The sequence below is a fragment of the Lysinibacillus sp. NPDC096418 genome (genome assembly GCF_044762775.1).
In the GTDB taxonomy this organism is placed as follows: domain Bacteria; phylum Bacillota; class Bacilli; order Bacillales_A; family Planococcaceae; genus Lysinibacillus.
On sequence record NZ_JBIWEY010000049.1, the window covers coordinates 11,992 to 29,058 of the forward strand.

A 17,067-nucleotide genomic window follows, 5' to 3' on the forward strand; every position below is an offset into this window, starting at 1 on the left:
AAATGGTAAAAATCGCGGGCACAGTGTAAGACGCAACAAAACTCGCTACGTGCGGTTTGTTGCGTCTTACGAATTGAACGTACTACTGATGCAACGTTTCACTCACGCTTTCGCCGAATAAATGTTCCCGCAGGAGTTTACGCGGAACTGTTGTCAGAGAAACAGAAGTTCCAGTTGGAGGAGCCTTTACTTTCCCATTTCACATTTTGATACAATTCGTGCATTTGCGGCTACCGTTACAACAGATCTACCAGTGGCTGGGGAATTTTGTATTACTCCTCGATCTGCAATCAGTTAATCTTTTTTGATTTGTTTCGTTTAAAAGAGGATATGGTTACTTAAAATATCAGCCTTTTAGCGGAGGCTTCCCTCGAACATTTACTATATTATTTAAATATGCTTTTCAAATTGAAAAGTAGGTATTATAACAGCATCAAGTACACATAACTGATCCAAATACTTTTGGTAATGGTTATGCAGTACCAGATGTTTTTTTATTGCCGCTATCAGGTTGTATCCTGTAAATATGAATGATAGGTGGAAAAGAAATGGATTATCAAGTATTACTGTATTATTTTTATACAGACATTAACGACTCTGAACAATTTGCTGCGGAGCATTTAGCGGATTGTAAGGCGCTCGAATTAAAGGGAAGAATTTTAGTTGCCAAAGAAGGTATCAATGGTACACTGTCTGGTACTAAGGATCAAACGAGAGCTTATATGACAATGATGGAAAATCACCCTTTATTCAAAGGAATTGTCTTTAAAATAGATGAAGCAGAGCAACATGCGTTTAAAAAAATGCATGTTCGTGCTAAAAAAGAGCTTGTACACTTAAGTTTAGAGGATGATATTAATCCACTGGAATTAACAGGTCGATACGTGGAGCCAAAAGACTTTTATGAGCAAATGCAACAAGAAGACACGATTGTTATTGATGCGCGTAATACGTATGAATATGATGTGGGCCATTTCGAAGGGGCGATTCGTCCAGATGTAGAAACATTCCGTGAATTACCAGAGTGGATTCGAGAAAATAAGGATGTACTTGAAGGTAAACGTATATTAACGTACTGTACAGGCGGAATCCGCTGTGAGAAATTTTCAGGCTGGTTAGTCCGTGAAGGTTATGAAGATGTGGGTCAATTGCATGGAGGGATTGTCACTTACGGGAAAGACCCTGTCGCAAAAGGGCAACTTTGGAATGGGCAGTGCTATGTATTTGATGAAAGACTAGTCGTGCCAATTAACCATGTTGCACCAACGATTGTAGGGAAGGATCATTTTGATGGTACACCATGTGAGCGTAATATTAACTGCGCGAACCCCGAATGTAATAAGAAGATTCTAGCATCAGAAGAAAATGAAGCGAAGCATTTAGGTGGTTGTACAATCGAATGTTCTAAACATGAACGTAACCGCTATATTGTGAAGCATCAGTTAACCGCTGAGGAAGTACAAGCACGTTTAGAGTTGTTAGAAGCACCACAAAAGTAATGAGAATAATTCAAGGCAGCATTCAGTTCAATCTGATGCTGCTTTTTTCTTATAGACAAGCCAACAATTGAAAGGACTAAAAGTAAAATTCCCGGAAATATAAAGAATAAAGATAAATAAACCTTTCTCCCCAATAACTAAAAGCTTGTAAAACACTTATTTTAGCAATAAAAAGTAATAATTGGGATTTAGAACCATTTTTAAATAATCGAATACCTTCTTTTAATTCGAAAAATCACCATAAAATAAAACATAGATAGGGATTTACTGGATGAGGTGCGATAGGGGTAGCTATTTTTTTTCGGGTAATCCAAAAGTTATCAACAGTTTAATTGAATACATGTATACGAAAAACCAGGACTCACGTCATTAATGAGTACCTGGTCATTTGGTGCTTATTCTTCATAAGTTCTATATTTTGTTTAAAGCGCCTCTTCTTTTTGATTGAATAGGAAAATAGCTGTTAAAAAAAACATAGCTACGGTAATTACAAGAGCAACAACATTTAAAAAGTCAGTTGTCGGCATAAATACAATAATCAATGATGTTACTGCAACAAATAATGGAATTACCTTATTCATGTTTGTGACTAGTTGTAGTCTATGATAATGTCTTAGGATGAAATAAATACCTAATAAGATTGGGGCAGTAAGGAATACTCCTGCATATCCCCATGCATCTTCAATAAACCAAGGGAAAAATGGCATACGTGAAGTAAAGATAAAAAGATTCAGTATGATAGTTCCTACTAATAAGCTGTTTAATATAATGACTTTCTTGTTTTTGTCCATTTTAATTACTCCTTTAAATTACTCAATAGTTAATTCGTGAAAATGATTCATGACTGTTTTCTCTGCAAACGTGCTATACAAACGAAAATCACTTTCATCTAAAATATGAAAATGCTGACTAATCACTTTTTGTTGTACTCTAAACTTTCCTTTTTTCGCAATGTTATTTCAAATATTTTTCCTCCTAATGTTTTTTCTTTTGGCGTATTCATACCATCGTGAGTTAGTGTCTAAATTACTTCTAAAGATTCTTCCCCTAAAATATGTTTTAAGACTTTACTATCTTGATATAAAGCACAAACTACGACTGCATTCGTTCTACCATGGGATGTTTTTTCTTATACAACTCGATTAGAGTCTTATTAGAAATACCTAGAACAGTACCCTTTCTTTCTTGAGAATATCTTCTTTCAAGGTGAGTTAGTCGAACATTCAACATCAAATCAAATGCAATTTCTTTTCAAATAACATCATCTTTAGGAGTATAAGTATACCCTAGGTGTATTTTTACACTTTAAGGTACCTTTTGTAAAGGTGGTGTATATCAGTAAATATTTCCATTTAATTAAGTTGATTTCATTTCATAAATTTAATCCCTTCAGTATCAAGGGTTCTAAAATAATAAAAAACGGGCATCTCCTCAAATTCGGTATAATGGTGTACCGACCAAACTATAACATTTTGAATGAGGTGAATGTCGATGGCTATTATAAAACAAATGAGTCTGTTTGAAATCCAAGAATTATTAGGAAAAGAAAGTTCCCATGGTTTTGATACGATTGTTGCTACTTATTTTAAGTTAAACAATGTTCGTCACAGAACAGGAAGAACGCAAAACTTCATTTCTACTTGGAGAAAGTTGTTGACAATCCCTAAAAATTAGCAGTAGATCGTCTCGATGCTTGGTTACTAGCACAAACTCAAACAGCATAAGTTTTCTTAATAGCAGCGGTCTAAGTTCTTGGGAAATAAGATTTATGAAATTTATTCTTTTTTACAAATATTAGATATAATGAATATGAGGGTTTTTCTGTAAAAATGAATGCCTTTTAAATAGCTGAAATAGTATGTTGATGTTCTTCTTAATCAAGTAATAATAGCTTATTTTTATAGATGGAGTGTTTACATTTCAAGAGTGGGGGGATTATGTTGACTACGATAATTAATATCGACTCATTAACCAAACAATATGGCGAAAAAGTAGTTCTTAACGGTATATCTTTTTCCATTAATCGTGGAGAAATTTTTGCTTTAATTGGAACCAATGGGGCTGGAAAGACGACAGCGATTGAATGTATGGAAGGGCTTCGAACGTATAATGGAACGGTCGAGATTCACGGGAAAATTGGTGTGCAACTTCAAACAGCATCATTGCCTACAAACATTAAAGTAATTGAAGCCATAAAGCTAATTGCCAAATGGCATGCGACTACAATTGATATGGCACTTATTCAAAGGCTGAATGTAGATTTGATTTTAAATAAAAAGTATAAAGAATTATCAACAGGTCAAAAACGGAGATTACATTTAGTTATGGCAATGATTGGTGATCCGGATATTGTGTTTCTTGATGAACCTACGGCAGGACTCGATGTAGAGGGCCGAGTAGCATTACATGCGGAAATAAAAGAACTTAAAAAACGAGGGAAAACAGTTGTCATGTCAAGTCATGACATGGCTGAAGTAGAGGAGCTATGTGATCGACTGGCAATACTGAACAATGGTGAGATAGGTTTTATTGGTACGGTGTATGAGCTAACAAAAAGAAATCAAGATAAATATAGAATGCATATTAAATTGTCTAGCCCTGTAGAAACGAATGAACTCTTATCTTGCACCTATATGGGGGAACATCAAAATTATCAAATATTCGAGACGAATAAATTAGAAGATGGATTATATGAAATAACAACATTGTTAAGAGAGCAAAACAATTCTATGCAGGATTTAAAAATTGAACACACTAGCTTAGAACAAAGCTTTATGGATATTGCGAAGGGGGTAGAAGCATGAGTGCGTTTCTATATGGAATCGGCCTACAATGGAAGTTGGATTTTCGATCTAAAGGTATATTGCTAACTTATTATATAATCCCGCTTATTTTCTTTTTATTCATGGGTGGCATCTTTACTTCAATAGATCCTAATGCTTATAAAACGCTCATTCAATCTATGACGGTTTTTGGTGTGACAATGGGTGCAATTATAGGTACACCAACATCTCTTGTAGAGTTTTACAATAGTGATATAAGGAAAGCATATAAGGTTGGGGGAGTGCCACTTTGGACAGGAGCGGTAAATAATTTTATTTCTGGACTGATTCATCTATCCATTATGAGCGTAATCCTATTTTTTATCGCTCAAATTGTATTTAAGGCAAGTGTTCCTGTTAATTTATTCCGCTATTTTGTGACGCTTGAGCTTTTTATTATTACCTCACTTTCAGTAGGTGTGATACTCGGGTTGTTTGTGAAAAGCACTTCAAAATTAACAATGGTTTCACAGCTGGTATTTCTACCGTCCGTTATGCTTTCAGGAATTATGTTTCCTGTTGATATGCTACCAAATGCCTTGCAAATGATTGGAAAAGTGTTTCCTGCAACCTGGGGTTATTTGAATTTATGTGAAGATCAATGGGGGATGATGTCTATGTTTCCGTTAATCTTAACAATTGTCATTGCTTTATTGTTATGTATATGGAGACTCAGACGATTGCATACAGCTGAATAAACCTTAGTAAGTTTTTCGTAAGATGAACTGAGAGATAGGATGAGGGGAAAAATGAAAGAATTAGATTCCATAAGTGAAAAAAGAATCCCCCAGAAAAGCTGACTTGCTTTTCTGGGGATTTTATATTGGTCGGTAAATAAACAAGCAACTTTATTTATTTTTTGGATTGTATAAATCCTTCAATTTTATTTCTTCCGTACTATTTTTATATCGAATAGTTATTTTGTCTTCATCTGTTAGTTTCTTTTCTTCACCATCGAACAGTATTAATGTGTTTTCATCTAAAAATGTAACTGTGACATTACTTCCATCTTCTAAGATTCTGGCTGGTTCTGAAAAATCATTCCACTTTTCATAAATAATAATCTCATCGATAGAATTTTGATACAGTATTGACATCGGTAAAACATAACGATGGTTATTTTTCGTTTTGAAGGACAGCGTAACCGTTGTCCCTTGTTGTTGGACAGTTGTTTGTATGTCATCTTCATCTGCTATCCACATTTGATCGAAGAAGAAGAAAACACCAATGAAAATGGATAGAAGTGATCCTACAATAATAAAAATCTTTTTCCTGTTTTTTGAGCGTACTTTTTTTAAATAGTCGACATTTTTCTCTTCCTTTTTTTGCTCATGGTTACGTTCTACTAACAAATCTTCCTGCATGTCCTTGACATACTGTCGGCAATTCTCACATTGTTCCATGTGGTTTTCTATTTGTTTATTTGTCTCTTCGCTTGTTAAATTTTCTATGTAGCTTGGGACTAAATCTCTAAAAACGCTATGATTCATTATTTTCCACACCTTTTCTAATTTGTTGTTTTGCACGATAAAAGGTTACTCTCGCCCAGTTTTCTGTTCCGCCCAAAATGGAACCAATCTCTTTAAAAGATAAATCCCCTAATAATCTGAGATAAAGTATTTCACGGTTGATGTCACTTAGTTGCTGCGCTTTTTTATAAAAATTGATTTTATCTTCATTTTTAAAATATTCATCTTCTAAATCATAAAATAAAGGCGTTTGATCACTTAGTGAGTTCACTAACAGGTGCTTGTTTTTTTCGCGATTCATTTCTTGTAACCATACGTTTTTAGCAATTGAACATAACCATGTTGAAAATTTAGCACTACCGTTATGATGAAAGTTGTCAATGGACTTAATAGCTTGATAGAATGTCTCTTGCGTTAAATCTTCAGCAGATTGACTATCATTTGTAAGGGTTAATAAATATCTAAAAACAAAATCCCCATATTCTTGATATATATATTCTTTATCCATGATTTACCTCCTTTCTAATGAGAATTTTGCTAATCTGAACCAAGTCTTTTGAAAGCCAATCATCTATATATCCAAAAAAATGTTGATTCGTTACACAATTTTTAAATTTATTCATTTTTTTTCGCTTCAATTATTTTATCTTATCATTTTCAACTAATAGTAATTAATCGGAATATTCTAAAGTAACTTCATTAAATAGTAGGAGTGTGTTAAATAAAGAATATTAAGTTGCATTGGTAGCTCTTTTTTGATTGATCATAGCAAGATACCTCCAAAAGGAAAAGAAAGAGTTTGGATAAGTTCCTTTTTCTTTCGGTTCTTTGGCTGCTGTAATCGCTTAAGGTGTTTTATAACAAAAAGTAAAACAAATTTGTTTTATAGTACAGTTTAGTTATTTATGTAGTACAGGTTTATTTTTCAGAAAAAAATATATGTTGAAGAAATTACATAAAATGATATATTGTCATATAATTACTAATAATTTTTACGTTAATACGACTTTTATACATAAATAACCCAATTTTTAATACTTTATATTCATTAGTTCATAAAGTTTTCGTATTTTTTTGTTGTGGGGACTTTATCCTGTTTTATTGTGGAGATATAATCTGTTGTATAAGGGGTGAATTTCTGTTCTATATAAACATCAAGAGAGGCGGAAAACATTATGGAAAAATGGAAGGGCTTTCAATTTGGTAAATGGAATAAAGAAATTAACGTTCGGGATTTTATCATTAACAACATTACAGTATATGATCAAGATGATTCATTCTTAGAAGGTCCAACAGAAGCTACTACAAAACTTTGGGCTCAAGTTATGGATTTAAACAAAAAAGAACGTGAAACTGGTGGCGTTTTAGATTTAGATTCTAAAATCGTTTCTACTATTACTTCTCACGGTCCTGGGTACTTAAATAAAGAATTAGAAACAGTTGTAGGTCTCCAAACTGATGCACCATTCAAGCGATCATTACAACCTTATGGTGGAATTCGTATGGCAGAACAAGCTGCTGAATCTTATGGGTTCCATGTAGATGAAGAAGTAAAAGAAATATTCTCTAAATATCGTAAAACGCACAACCAAGGAGTATTCGAGGCTTACACGGATGAAATGCTTTTAGCTCGTAAAGCAGGTATCATTACTGGTCTTCCAGATGCTTATGGTCGTGGTCGTATTATCGGAGACTACCGTCGTGTAGCTCTATACGGTGTAGACTTCTTAATCAACGAAAAGAAAAAAGACCTTAAAAATACAGGTAAAGTAATGTCAGAAGAAACAATCCGTCTGCGCGAAGAACTGGCTGAACAAATTCGCTCATTAAATGAATTAAAAGAAATGGCTGCTGCTCACGGATTCGATATTTCAGCTCCAGCTTCTAATGCTCGTGAAGCATTCCAGTGGTTATACTTTGGATACCTTGCAGCTATAAAAGAGCAAAACGGTGCTGCAATGAGCTTAGGTCGTACATCTACATTCTTAGATATCTACATTGAAAGAGATTTACAAAACGGTACATTAACAGAAATAGAAGCACAAGAATTAGTAGACCACTTCGTCATGAAGTTACGTCTTGTTAAATTCGCTCGTACACCTGACTACAATGATTTATTTAGTGGAGATCCAACGTGGGTAACTGAATCAATCGGAGGTGTATCAATAGACGGAACACCTTTAGTAACGAAAAACTCATTCCGTTTCTTACACACACTATCAAATCTTGGACCAGCTCCAGAGCCAAACTTAACAGTTCTTTGGTCTACTAAGCTTCCACAAGGTTTCAAAAAATTCTGTGCGAAAATGTCTATTCAAACAAGTGCGATTCAGTACGAAAACGATGACATTATGCGCTTAGAATACGGTGATGACTATGCAATTGCTTGCTGCGTATCTGCAATGCGTGTAGGTAAACAAATGCAATTCTTCGGTGCGCGTGCGAACTTAGCAAAAACTTTATTATACGCAATCAACGGCGGAATAGATGAAAAACTTAAAATCCAAGTGGCTCCACGTTTCGCGCCAATTACATCTGATATCTTAAATTACGAAGAAGTAATGGAGCGTTTCGATGCAATGATGGATTGGATAGCTGAATTATACATTAACACATTAAATGTAATTCACTACATGCATGATAAGTATGCTTATGAAAGAATCGAAATGGCACTTCACGATACAAAGGTCCTTCGTACAATGGCAACCGGTATCGCAGGACTAAGTGTTGTAGCTGACTCATTAAGTGCGATTAAATATGGACAAGTGAAAGTAATCCGTGATGAAAACGGTGTAGCTGTTGACTTTGAAACGACTGGCGACTACCCTAAATACGGTAACAACGATGATCGTGTAGACCAATTAGCAGTAAACCTAGTTGAAACATTCATGACTAAGCTTCGCAAACATGTAACATACCGTGACTCTGTAACAACTATGTCAATCTTAACAATTACTTCGAACGTAGTTTATGGTAAGAAAACAGGGAACACTCCTGATGGACGTCGTACTGGTGAACCATTTGCTCCTGGTGCAAACCCAATGCACGGAAGAGATACAAAAGGTGCCTTGGCTTCATTAGCATCTGTAGCTAAGCTTCCATACGAATATGCTTTAGATGGAATTTCTAACACATTCTCAATGGTACCAAAAGCACTAGGTAAAGACGCAGCGAGCCAAGAGGCGAACTTAGCTGCAATTCTTGATGGATACGCAGCAAAAGAAGGTCACCACTTAAATATCAACGTATTTAACCGCGATACTTTACTAGACGCTATGGAGCATCCAGAAGAATATCCACAATTAACGATTCGTGTATCTGGTTACGCAGTTAACTTCATTAAATTAACGCGTGAACAACAAATCGATGTAATCAACCGTACTTTCCACGGAAGCCTGTAAATTACGTGCTTTAGCTATACAAAGACCAAATTGGAATGACAGCTCTTAATAGTTGTTATTCATTTTGGTCTTTTATTTTACTAGAGTTTGCTTTTCCATAGATGCTAGGAGGAGAATTGTGAAATGAAAGGAAACATTCATTCTATTGAAACATGCGGTACAGTTGATGGCCCAGGAATTAGATATATCGTATTTACGCAAGGCTGCTTACTTCGTTGCCAATATTGTCATAATGCTGATACTTGGGAAATTGGCACGGGTAAAATAATGACTGTTGATGAAATCGTTCAAGATCTTGAAAGCTATCGTCCATTTATGGAAGCATCAGGTGGTGGTATTACGGTTAGTGGTGGGGAGCCATTATTACAAATGCCATTTTTATTAGAGTTGTTCAAGGCTTGTATAGCGAAAGGGATTCATACGACAATCGATTCTTCAGGTGGAAATTTCTCTGAACGACCAGAATATTTAAGTCAATTAGATGAATTGCTACTATATACAGATCTTGTTTTAGTTGATTTAAAACACATTAATCGTGAACAGCATAAACGACTAACCGGAAAATACAATGACCATATCCTTAAATTCACACAGTATTTATCAGATAAAAACATTCCAATATGGGTTCGTCACGTCCTTGTACCTGACATTACAGATGTTGATGAATATCTAGATGAACTCGGTGAATTTATCGGCACTTTAAACAATGTAGAGAAAATTGAAGTGTTACCTTACCATAAATTGGGCGTATATAAATGGGAAGCACTTAATTTGAAATATCCTCTAGAAGATACAGAACCACCAACAGAAGATCGTGTAGAAAATGCTTATGAAAGACTAACTCGTCATTTAAAATAAACGGTCTAGTCTCGCTGAAAAACTTATAATTTGTATGGGGAATTTGAAATAAAGTATAAACCTTATAAATACCACTCTTTCAGGATTTTATATAGACCGTGATATTACTCCGCTCTTTTTCAATAATCTAGGTAGGGTAAATTCAGTTAATCAAACCAGTTCAACTTAGTAAATTTAGAATGATTAAATCTGATTTATCAAGGTTTTAAGCAATCCTAAAATAAACTGAGTTAATAAAATTAACTCAAAAAAATAATTATGTGAGCAAATGTGTGAGCATTTTTGAAAGCAAGTGATACGATTCAAATACCTCAAAGTAAATTAGATTTGATTGTCGTAATATTTAAAAAGGGTAACTTTCAGTGTTTACCCCTTTATTCAAAGGCTTTTGTCACATCATTTAAATGTGGATTCGACTCCCACCGTCTCCATAATACGAAATCACTGGACTTCAATCAGTGTGTTATTTTAAGTATATTTTTGCCACTTTGGCAAGGATATACTTAATTTTATTTTAGGCAAGGTTATACTTAAAAAATTCATGCATGTAATATTAGTGTGTGTGAAAGGAACCATAAAATTTCCGTTTGGAAACTTTATGGTTCCTTTTATCTTAAAAGACTAAACATTATTTTATTTTTTCAAATCCATAATAGTATTGCTCAATATCCATTTCCATACAAGTTTCTCTATTCTTTGTAGTTCTTTATGACATTTGCCTTTTATAAAAAAAAGAGGTCTTCTTTAACGGATGCATTAGTAAAAAGAACAGCGTCGTATAGACGTTGTCCTTAATTAAAAGTACTTTTGTTAAAACTCTTTTCTAAGTCTCCCGCTTAATTGTGCATAAATCCGAGAGATTTGCTCTTCTCATGCCCCATAGCATATTCATTAGAAATAAAGTTGTTTAAAATCGATATGAATAAAATTTTTAAAAAATTGCTCTTATTTCCTTGAAGTCCTAATCTAGAAGTAAATTTAGATTACTAGGTTTCATGCAGGGAAATCAAGTGATTTGTCATTTTAAAAAAATATATAAATGCTAATCATAGTGATGACGTAACACAATAACCCGACTACTCTATAAATTTACGGAGAGCTTTTGGTCAGTATCTCGAAAATCGGAGGGACAATTAAATATTATTGAGACATCGTCTAAACTCAGTGAATTTTTACTTATTATAGACTTTATAACCTCTAAACCTATCTTCTCTGAGAACTGGTTTTTTTCTGTTGAAAGAAATCGCTCAGAAGCTTTATCATATAAAGATTTTAGCTTAGGTATTAAGTGACTGTATAAATAGATAATAAAGAAAATATCATTATCCTCAGCATCAAGAAGTTTCAATTTTTGTGATTGACTTACATAAATCTGTGTATTAGACTCATAATCAATTGCGAAAACAATGTCTATATCTTCGTTTCGAAGTCTAGCGGTAATTGTCCTCAATATTTCACCGTTACTTATAAAAGCTTTAGTTATAATCAGTTCCGATGTTTGGTCAGAAATTCCTTTAAAGACGTTATGCTCATCTGCCGTGTTCCCGATAAACCCGCCAATATTCATCAAATTAAGCCCCTTACCCAGGGAACCATTGTTTTCAATAAACTGAAAAAAGAGCCAGTTAAATAAATCTGAAGGTATCTCATATTCTTTATCAGCATTAGCTATGAAACTTGTCCCGACTAGTTGTCTTACTCTCACTTGGTGAGAATCATTTGATGAGCAAATAATTAAGTGAACAGAGTTATTAAACGACATGAAGTAGGTTACTACTTGAGTGTAATTTACTCTTTGCGTTTTCGGGAGAATATTCCCATTTGAGTCTTTTTTTCTTCTTTTCGGATATTCAATATTTGCAGTAGCACTAAGGTACTCTACACATAATTCCTTCTCTTCTTGATTTTCACCTATCGTCTGTGATTTGAGTTCATTAGGTTCAGATATATCTCCCCAAGTATAATAAAAGTTTTTCTCATCTTCTGGCAAACTACTAATTAGTTTACCGTCACGTTTTGAAACCATTAGAGGCTCAGCAAAACTTCTATTTAAAATATTTATTTTTACATCGTCCAAACTGTTTATCCCTGTCAGTTTGAACAATTTACAGGTTATTTTAGAGCTTGTCAATCTACATCCCCCTCACAGTTTACTTTCAATGGTTCATATTTAACTGATAATAGATAACCAGAAAGAGTTTTTCCAAGTTTCCCAAACTTAGTAGATACAATTACATAGTCCAAATAAGTTTCTGCACTCTTAACTCGTATTGGCTTAACTTTAAACCGCTCGTTTAATTTATGGGATTTCCCACTAAACGTTCTCCCTTTAATATCTATTTTCCCCAGCAAATCTACGGAGATCTTTCTTTCATAAATATTAAAAACCTGATTCGCTTCACAATCCCACCTATCTGAATAGGAAACATCTATTAACTCAGGGTTAAAATAAACATCCAGTGTAACTCCTAATTTTTTTATTAATAAGTTTGATAGCCGACCCTTAGGTTGAAGAGTAATTTCTATTTCAACGTCCTGGGAGTCGTATTCATAATTAGAAGGAGTAAATTTGATGGTTTCTTTTTTTCTCCCATTAATTATCGTAATAAGGGTAACATCCATCTTTTTAATTATCGAAGTAATTGCTGACCATAAATATGATATTAAAATAGAGAGTAACCCAATTAATAATGTTATTACAGCACTAAGTACAGTTTTTTTCAGTACATCATTCTCATATCCTAGCTTATCTAAAATATTGTAAATTAGATTTTGATTGCTAGTTGCTGTGAATGCAACAATTAATGTAATTACAAATGTTTTTAATAATTGAACTGCAATTTTCATACAATCACCGCCGGACCAAAACCAAGAAAGTCTATTAATTTCTTAATATCATTAATCTCGCCTTCAGACAATTCACTATCTACTCCTAGTACTCCATTTGATTTCAGAGTGATCATGTGCTTATCTTTTGATCTGAAGTATACCTGTAAAATTTGAAACCCGTGATTGTCAATTATAATATTTAATGTTTCAGGATCAATTTTTTCTCCTTGCAAAAAGGAATCAATATCAATATTATTTCCCAATTTACAATCAACTAAGTTTAAATTAAATTCATTTTGCCTATTTATGAGATTTAAGAATTTATAATTAGTCATTATAAGTTGTTTTACCGAGCTATGTACAAATATTTCAAATATCTTTTCGTCCATTAACCAAGTATTATAGGATTCAGGTGAGTACTGAATCCCAAATGAATATCCATTTTTACCAACTAGAGCGGTGTCATTCAAAGATAATTGCTTATGCAAAGGTGTTGTTTTCTTGCTTGCTTGAAATAGGATTTTATAGAAATTCATGGTATTCCCCACCCCCAATCAAAAAATGTATCAGAAATAAGCCTATTTGTACGCTAAATTTAGTAATGTCACTTTTGTCAACAAAAAGTAGTTTAGCTTTTAGCCTACTCCTTTTCATGAAAAATCATATAAAATCACAACATATAGAATAAATACAATGAATATACGAAAAGCCAAACAGCAAAAAACTCAATTTGCATACTTTCATTATAAGTCAAATTTGTAAATACTGTACAATATTTAATCTCACAAAAAGTGAAATTATCCATGATTCATTAATTAAGCTATTATAATTTCAAGGGAAATTTCTTCAACAATCGGGCCATATTATTGAATAACAATTTTTTAAGATAGGGTCTTCTGTAAAACGGTCAATGAAGATATGATTATATTGACCGAAACGGTTAATGGAGGCTACTAATGAACAATAAATTTTTTTCATTATCCTTAGAGAAACAAAATAAAATTTTGAATGCTGCTTATAAAGTTTTTTCAAATAATATTTATCGTAAAGCTTCTATGCTAGATATTGCTAAAGAAAGCGAGGTTTCAAAATCACTTTTATTTCATTACTTTCATAATAAGCACACATTATATTTATATTTATGGGATTTTGCACTTAAAAAAACGAGAGAAATTTCTAGCGAATTCAAAGTTACAGAAACAAAAGATTTTTTTGAGATGTTGAAAAGAAATTTAATAGCAAAGTGCACTTTAATACGTAAATATCCATATCTTAATGCTTTTTGTTTAAAAGCCTACTATGAGCCTGATTTAGAAATTCAAAAGTCAATTCAATTAAGCGTTCATAAGATTGTAGTTGAGAACGAAAGCTTATTATTGGAAACAATGAGGGGGACTGAATTTCGTATAGATATTGATGTAAATTTGATGTATAGAGAAATATGCTGGACAGCAGATGGTTATTTGAGACAAAGAATGCTTGTAAATAATTGGGATACCGATGAAGTAGAAAAGGATTTCTTAGCTCTAATTGAACAGTGGAAAAAAATATACCTTGATTAGAGAGATAATCGCCTCAAATATTAATTTTAAAATTCAGCAGCTATTGGAGGTATTCGATGATCTATTTCGATGAATACGGAGATAAGGATAATCCTACGATTTTATTATTACATGGAGCAATGGCAGTACATACATTTACACAACAATATGAGCTATTAAAAGATTTTCACCTTGTTATACCTCATTTATATGGGGCAGGCGAGTCCGTTGCATTAAAATATGACTCAAGTAGATTAAAAGAAGAATTGGTTGAGTTAATCAGGTCGTTAAATAAATCTCAAATTCACATTATGGGTCATTCAATCGGTGCTCAGCTGGCAGTTATGTTAGTTGCTGAAAATCCATGTATGTTTGCAAAAGCAGTGTTTTTAAGTGCTTGGGTAGCCCCGAATGAAAAGTCGATTAAAATGTATTGTAAATATGCACCATTAACAGTAAAGCTATTGCAGTATAGATGGCTGATTAAACTACAGACGAAGTATTGGCGTTATACGAAAGAGCAGAGTGATTATATGTTAGCGTATGCACCGAAAATGACAGTCGAAAATTATCAAGAATTTTTTAAACAGACGCTGAATATCAAGCATTTCCCACAATATTTAAATGTGGAAATTCCTATGTTGGCTATTTGTGGTGATCGAGAGAGTAAGGATATAAAAGATTCGCTTCAATTGCTAGCTAAAAACACCTATTGTCGTACATTGATGATGCCGAAAGCTGCCCATGATTTTCCGATGCGTTGTGCGAACGAATTAAATTCAATTATTAATGGATTTTTTGAGAGTTAATATTCCCAAACGTCGCTTTGGGAACCAATACCACATAGTAAAAAGCCATTTTAAAACACTCAAAATGGCTTTTTACTATGTGTGGTTATACGTTTTAATAAATGGCTTCATCCATTAGATATAAAACTTATATTTCACATGCTACCCTACCTGCGCCGCCTCAAAAATACGTTCAAATTCATTTTGTCGTGCGAGTTCAGCTGGTGTTGCTTCATAACCCCAACTACCATTTATACTTCTCATCACGACTTGCCCGCCATAGTTTATTTCATAATCGTAGCCACCGCCTGTTCGATGAATCGGTGTAATACTTGCGTTGTGCATCATTTTTCTAGTCTCCGGATCTAAAGTTAAATCTAAATCATCCGTAATTAAATAGTCGACTAATGTTAATGGACGTGTATGTTTTGGTTGTTCTTCCTCCACTTTTTTCGCTACCTTTAACGCCGCTGCGTGGAGTGCTTTACGGTCAGGTGATACGAGTGATGTGTACTGTACCCTCAATTGAATTTTCTTCGCCCAAAATATATCCCATTCCTCTTTCGTGCCTGTTTTCTTATCGGGAATATTACGTGCGAGATCCTGAATTTGTGCCACTAATTGTTCTTGGGACGGTGTTTCCATGCCCTTTGTTGGAATTAGGTTCCAGTTCGGGTGTGTAAATGTATTCGGCACAAATTTTTTTACTTCGTTTACGGAATAGCCCCATAGCTCTTGTCTATTCGCCGGCGTATAGCTATCAAGCTGTTCTTGGGCGCTTGTTCGCTGTTTTACTGTATCTGTCTTTTGTATAGTAATCGTTTGAGGGATTACCTGTGACTGTGTAATTTTCATTCAATACCTCCGAGTAAAGTTTACTTATTACTAATATCGGAAATTATTGGTGATTTGTAATTTTTAAAGATAAATTGTGGACCTTCGATGAATAGATATTATTATACAAATGCATTCAAAATAACGTTCCCAAATTAAACTTAGGGAACCAAGCCTCCTCTTATTGAACCGAATAAAAGGAGGCTTGGTTGTAAATGGATTTTTAGTTCTCAATTTTATACCACTTTAAATTATTAAATGAGTTATTGCTTTCATATCCGTAGTAATATAATTTGTTGCCATTTTTATCTAAAGCTACTGCATTAAGTTGGTCAATTTGTTTAGCAAAGGGTAATAAAAAATACGCGATTTCATCCTTCAAAATTTCTTTAGTTTCAATGCCGAAATCTGATTCTAATCGAATGGAAGCCACATTTTCATCAAGAGAATGAATAATTAATACTGTAGCTGCTTCGTTTTCATCTTGAATACTCATTCCGCCAATCGTCTGTAAATCATCATTACTATAAGGAAATATATTTGAATAATTGCTCCGATAAATAAGGTTGTTTTGATTCACATAAACAGTCCTATAATGTTGTTGCCCATCATTTTTAAATAAATAAAATATACTCGTATCATTTTTATATTCGCCAATAAGTTCATAATCTTTCGTTACAAATGAATTTGCTTTTGCGGCTGCCAAAGGTGTAAAACGATATCCGCCAAAAATAAAAATAACTATACATATAATGCTTAGCCCCAAACCTATTCTTACTTTCTTCATAGCCCGTACCTCCCTTCAAATCAATTGTACCAGATATATCCAAAAATTCTTTTTAAACGTTAAAAATATTTATACATTTGTATTCTTAATAACGTTCCCAAATACAAGTTTGGGCGCACATTAAAAAGCCATGAATGTTGTGATATGAACTGCTCCCTGTCAAGTAGACAGTGGAAATAATAAAAATACTTTAAGCGGCTTGAACCCTGTATTCTAGAGGGCTTAAGCCGTTTAATTTT

Annotated in this window: 16 protein-coding genes; 8 read left to right on the plus strand and 8 right to left on the minus strand. The window is 33.6% G+C overall.

The window, feature by feature from the left end; all coding sequences use genetic code 11:
* Positions 1–548: 548 nt before the first annotated feature.
* Complete coding sequence (gene trhO / locus ACIQZG_RS22740; RefSeq protein WP_402758156.1) at positions 549–1,499, plus strand: oxygen-dependent tRNA uridine(34) hydroxylase TrhO; 951 nt, start codon at positions 549–551, stop codon at positions 1,497–1,499.
* Positions 1,500–1,921: 422 nt separating this feature from the next.
* On the opposite strand, the gene ACIQZG_RS22745 is transcribed toward trhO, so the two are convergent.
* Complete coding sequence (locus ACIQZG_RS22745) at positions 1,922–2,290, minus strand: hypothetical protein (protein ID WP_402758157.1); 369 nt, start codon at positions 2,288–2,290, stop codon at positions 1,922–1,924.
* Positions 2,291–2,990: 700 nt separating this feature from the next.
* On the opposite strand from ACIQZG_RS22745, the gene ACIQZG_RS22750 reads away from it, so the two are divergent.
* The 3 genes from ACIQZG_RS22750 (at position 2,991) to ACIQZG_RS22760 (ending at position 5,019) form a co-directional block, all read left to right on the plus strand.
* Entirely contained in the window at positions 2,991–3,173 is a 183-nt protein-coding gene (locus ACIQZG_RS22750; protein ID WP_402758159.1) for a hypothetical protein, read from the plus strand.
* A 266-nt stretch (positions 3,174–3,439) separates the two neighbouring features.
* Positions 3,440–4,303, plus strand: a complete 864-nt coding sequence (locus ACIQZG_RS22755) for an ABC transporter ATP-binding protein (RefSeq protein ID WP_402758161.1) — start codon at positions 3,440–3,442, stop codon at positions 4,301–4,303.
* Complete coding sequence (locus ACIQZG_RS22760; protein ID WP_402758162.1) at positions 4,300–5,019, plus strand: ABC transporter permease; 720 nt, start codon at positions 4,300–4,302, stop codon at positions 5,017–5,019. The genes ACIQZG_RS22755 and ACIQZG_RS22760 overlap by 4 nt, the downstream gene beginning before the upstream one ends.
* A 150-nt stretch (positions 5,020–5,169) precedes the next feature.
* On the opposite strand, the gene ACIQZG_RS22765 is transcribed toward ACIQZG_RS22760, so the two are convergent.
* The gene (locus ACIQZG_RS22765) at positions 5,170–5,811 is read right to left on the minus strand and encodes a zf-HC2 domain-containing protein (protein ID WP_402758164.1); all 642 of its coding nucleotides are present in this window, start codon (positions 5,809–5,811) and stop codon (positions 5,170–5,172) included.
* On the minus strand, positions 5,801–6,298 hold the full coding sequence (locus ACIQZG_RS22770) for an RNA polymerase sigma factor (RefSeq protein ID WP_402758166.1): 498 nt from the start codon (positions 6,296–6,298) through the stop codon (positions 5,801–5,803). Before ACIQZG_RS22770 ends, ACIQZG_RS22765 begins: the two co-directional genes overlap by 11 nt.
* A 667-nt stretch (positions 6,299–6,965) precedes the next feature.
* Between ACIQZG_RS22770 and pflB the strand changes: the two genes are divergently transcribed.
* Together pflB and pflA are read left to right on the plus strand one after the other, a co-directional pair.
* Positions 6,966–9,191 (plus strand): formate C-acetyltransferase, encoded by a 2,226-nt coding sequence (gene pflB / locus ACIQZG_RS22775; protein ID WP_402758168.1) that lies wholly within the window; start codon positions 6,966–6,968, stop codon positions 9,189–9,191.
* Positions 9,192–9,314: 123 nt separating this feature from the next.
* Entirely contained in the window at positions 9,315–10,049 is a 735-nt protein-coding gene (gene pflA / locus ACIQZG_RS22780; protein ID WP_402758170.1) for a pyruvate formate-lyase-activating protein, read from the plus strand.
* Between the two features lie 1,081 nt (positions 10,050–11,130).
* On the opposite strand, the gene ACIQZG_RS22785 is transcribed toward pflA, so the two are convergent.
* From ACIQZG_RS22785 to ACIQZG_RS22795, 3 genes are read right to left on the minus strand one after another with little or no spacing between them, the layout of a single operon-like run.
* Complete coding sequence (locus ACIQZG_RS22785; protein ID WP_402758172.1) at positions 11,131–12,180, minus strand: hypothetical protein; 1,050 nt, start codon at positions 12,178–12,180, stop codon at positions 11,131–11,133.
* A complete protein-coding gene (locus ACIQZG_RS22790; protein ID WP_402758174.1) occupies positions 12,177–12,896 on the minus strand; it encodes a hypothetical protein in 720 nt (239 codons plus the stop codon). Before ACIQZG_RS22790 ends, ACIQZG_RS22785 begins: the two co-directional genes overlap by 4 nt.
* The gene (locus ACIQZG_RS22795) at positions 12,893–13,414 is read right to left on the minus strand and encodes a TetR family transcriptional regulator (protein WP_402758176.1); all 522 of its coding nucleotides are present in this window, start codon (positions 13,412–13,414) and stop codon (positions 12,893–12,895) included. Before ACIQZG_RS22795 ends, ACIQZG_RS22790 begins: the two co-directional genes overlap by 4 nt.
* Before the next feature lie 420 nt (positions 13,415–13,834).
* On the opposite strand from ACIQZG_RS22795, the gene ACIQZG_RS22800 reads away from it, so the two are divergent.
* On the plus strand, positions 13,835–14,440 hold the full coding sequence (locus ACIQZG_RS22800) for a TetR/AcrR family transcriptional regulator (protein WP_402758178.1): 606 nt from the start codon (positions 13,835–13,837) through the stop codon (positions 14,438–14,440).
* A gap of 56 nt (positions 14,441–14,496) precedes the next feature.
* The gene (locus tag ACIQZG_RS22805) at positions 14,497–15,228 is read left to right on the plus strand and encodes an alpha/beta fold hydrolase (protein ID WP_402758179.1); all 732 of its coding nucleotides are present in this window, start codon (positions 14,497–14,499) and stop codon (positions 15,226–15,228) included.
* A 141-nt stretch (positions 15,229–15,369) separates the two neighbouring features.
* Here ACIQZG_RS22805 and ACIQZG_RS22810 read toward each other — a convergent pair whose 3' ends face one another.
* Together ACIQZG_RS22810 and ACIQZG_RS22815 are read right to left on the minus strand one after the other, a co-directional pair.
* Positions 15,370–16,062: a hypothetical protein gene (locus tag ACIQZG_RS22810; RefSeq protein ID WP_402758181.1), complete on the minus strand. Its 693-nt coding sequence runs from the start codon at positions 16,060–16,062 to the stop codon at positions 15,370–15,372.
* Between the two features lie 202 nt (positions 16,063–16,264).
* Positions 16,265–16,828, minus strand: coding sequence for a hypothetical protein (locus tag ACIQZG_RS22815; RefSeq protein ID WP_402758182.1), 564 nt, complete (start codon positions 16,826–16,828; stop codon positions 16,265–16,267).
* Between the last annotated feature and the right edge of the window lie 239 nt (positions 16,829–17,067).

What these genes read in the sequence shown, in the direction of transcription:
- pflB (WP_402758168.1), top strand. Translation starts at nt 6,966, where the DNA reads ATGGAAAAATGGAAGGGCTTTCAATTTGGTAAATGGAATAAAGAAATT.
- ACIQZG_RS22765 (WP_402758164.1), bottom strand. Translation starts at nt 5,811, where the DNA reads ATGAATCATAGCGTTTTTAGAGATTTAGTCCCAAGCTACATAGAAAAT.
- trhO (WP_402758156.1), top strand. Translation starts at nt 549, where the DNA reads ATGGATTATCAAGTATTACTGTATTATTTTTATACAGACATTAACGAC.
- ACIQZG_RS22750 (WP_402758159.1), top strand. Translation starts at nt 2,991, where the DNA reads ATGGCTATTATAAAACAAATGAGTCTGTTTGAAATCCAAGAATTATTA.
- ACIQZG_RS22810 (WP_402758181.1), bottom strand. Translation starts at nt 16,062, where the DNA reads ATGAAAATTACACAGTCACAGGTAATCCCTCAAACGATTACTATACAA.
- ACIQZG_RS22770 (WP_402758166.1), bottom strand. Translation starts at nt 6,298, where the DNA reads ATGGATAAAGAATATATATATCAAGAATATGGGGATTTTGTTTTTAGA.
- ACIQZG_RS22790 (WP_402758174.1), bottom strand. Translation starts at nt 12,896, where the DNA reads ATGAAAATTGCAGTTCAATTATTAAAAACATTTGTAATTACATTAATT.
- ACIQZG_RS22815 (WP_402758182.1), bottom strand. Translation starts at nt 16,828, where the DNA reads ATGAAGAAAGTAAGAATAGGTTTGGGGCTAAGCATTATATGTATAGTT.
- ACIQZG_RS22795 (WP_402758176.1), bottom strand. Translation starts at nt 13,414, where the DNA reads ATGAATTTCTATAAAATCCTATTTCAAGCAAGCAAGAAAACAACACCT.
- ACIQZG_RS22745 (WP_402758157.1), bottom strand. Translation starts at nt 2,290, where the DNA reads ATGGACAAAAACAAGAAAGTCATTATATTAAACAGCTTATTAGTAGGA.
- ACIQZG_RS22760 (WP_402758162.1), top strand. Translation starts at nt 4,300, where the DNA reads ATGAGTGCGTTTCTATATGGAATCGGCCTACAATGGAAGTTGGATTTT.
- ACIQZG_RS22805 (WP_402758179.1), top strand. Translation starts at nt 14,497, where the DNA reads ATGATCTATTTCGATGAATACGGAGATAAGGATAATCCTACGATTTTA.
- ACIQZG_RS22800 (WP_402758178.1), top strand. Translation starts at nt 13,835, where the DNA reads ATGAACAATAAATTTTTTTCATTATCCTTAGAGAAACAAAATAAAATT.
- pflA (WP_402758170.1), top strand. Translation starts at nt 9,315, where the DNA reads ATGAAAGGAAACATTCATTCTATTGAAACATGCGGTACAGTTGATGGC.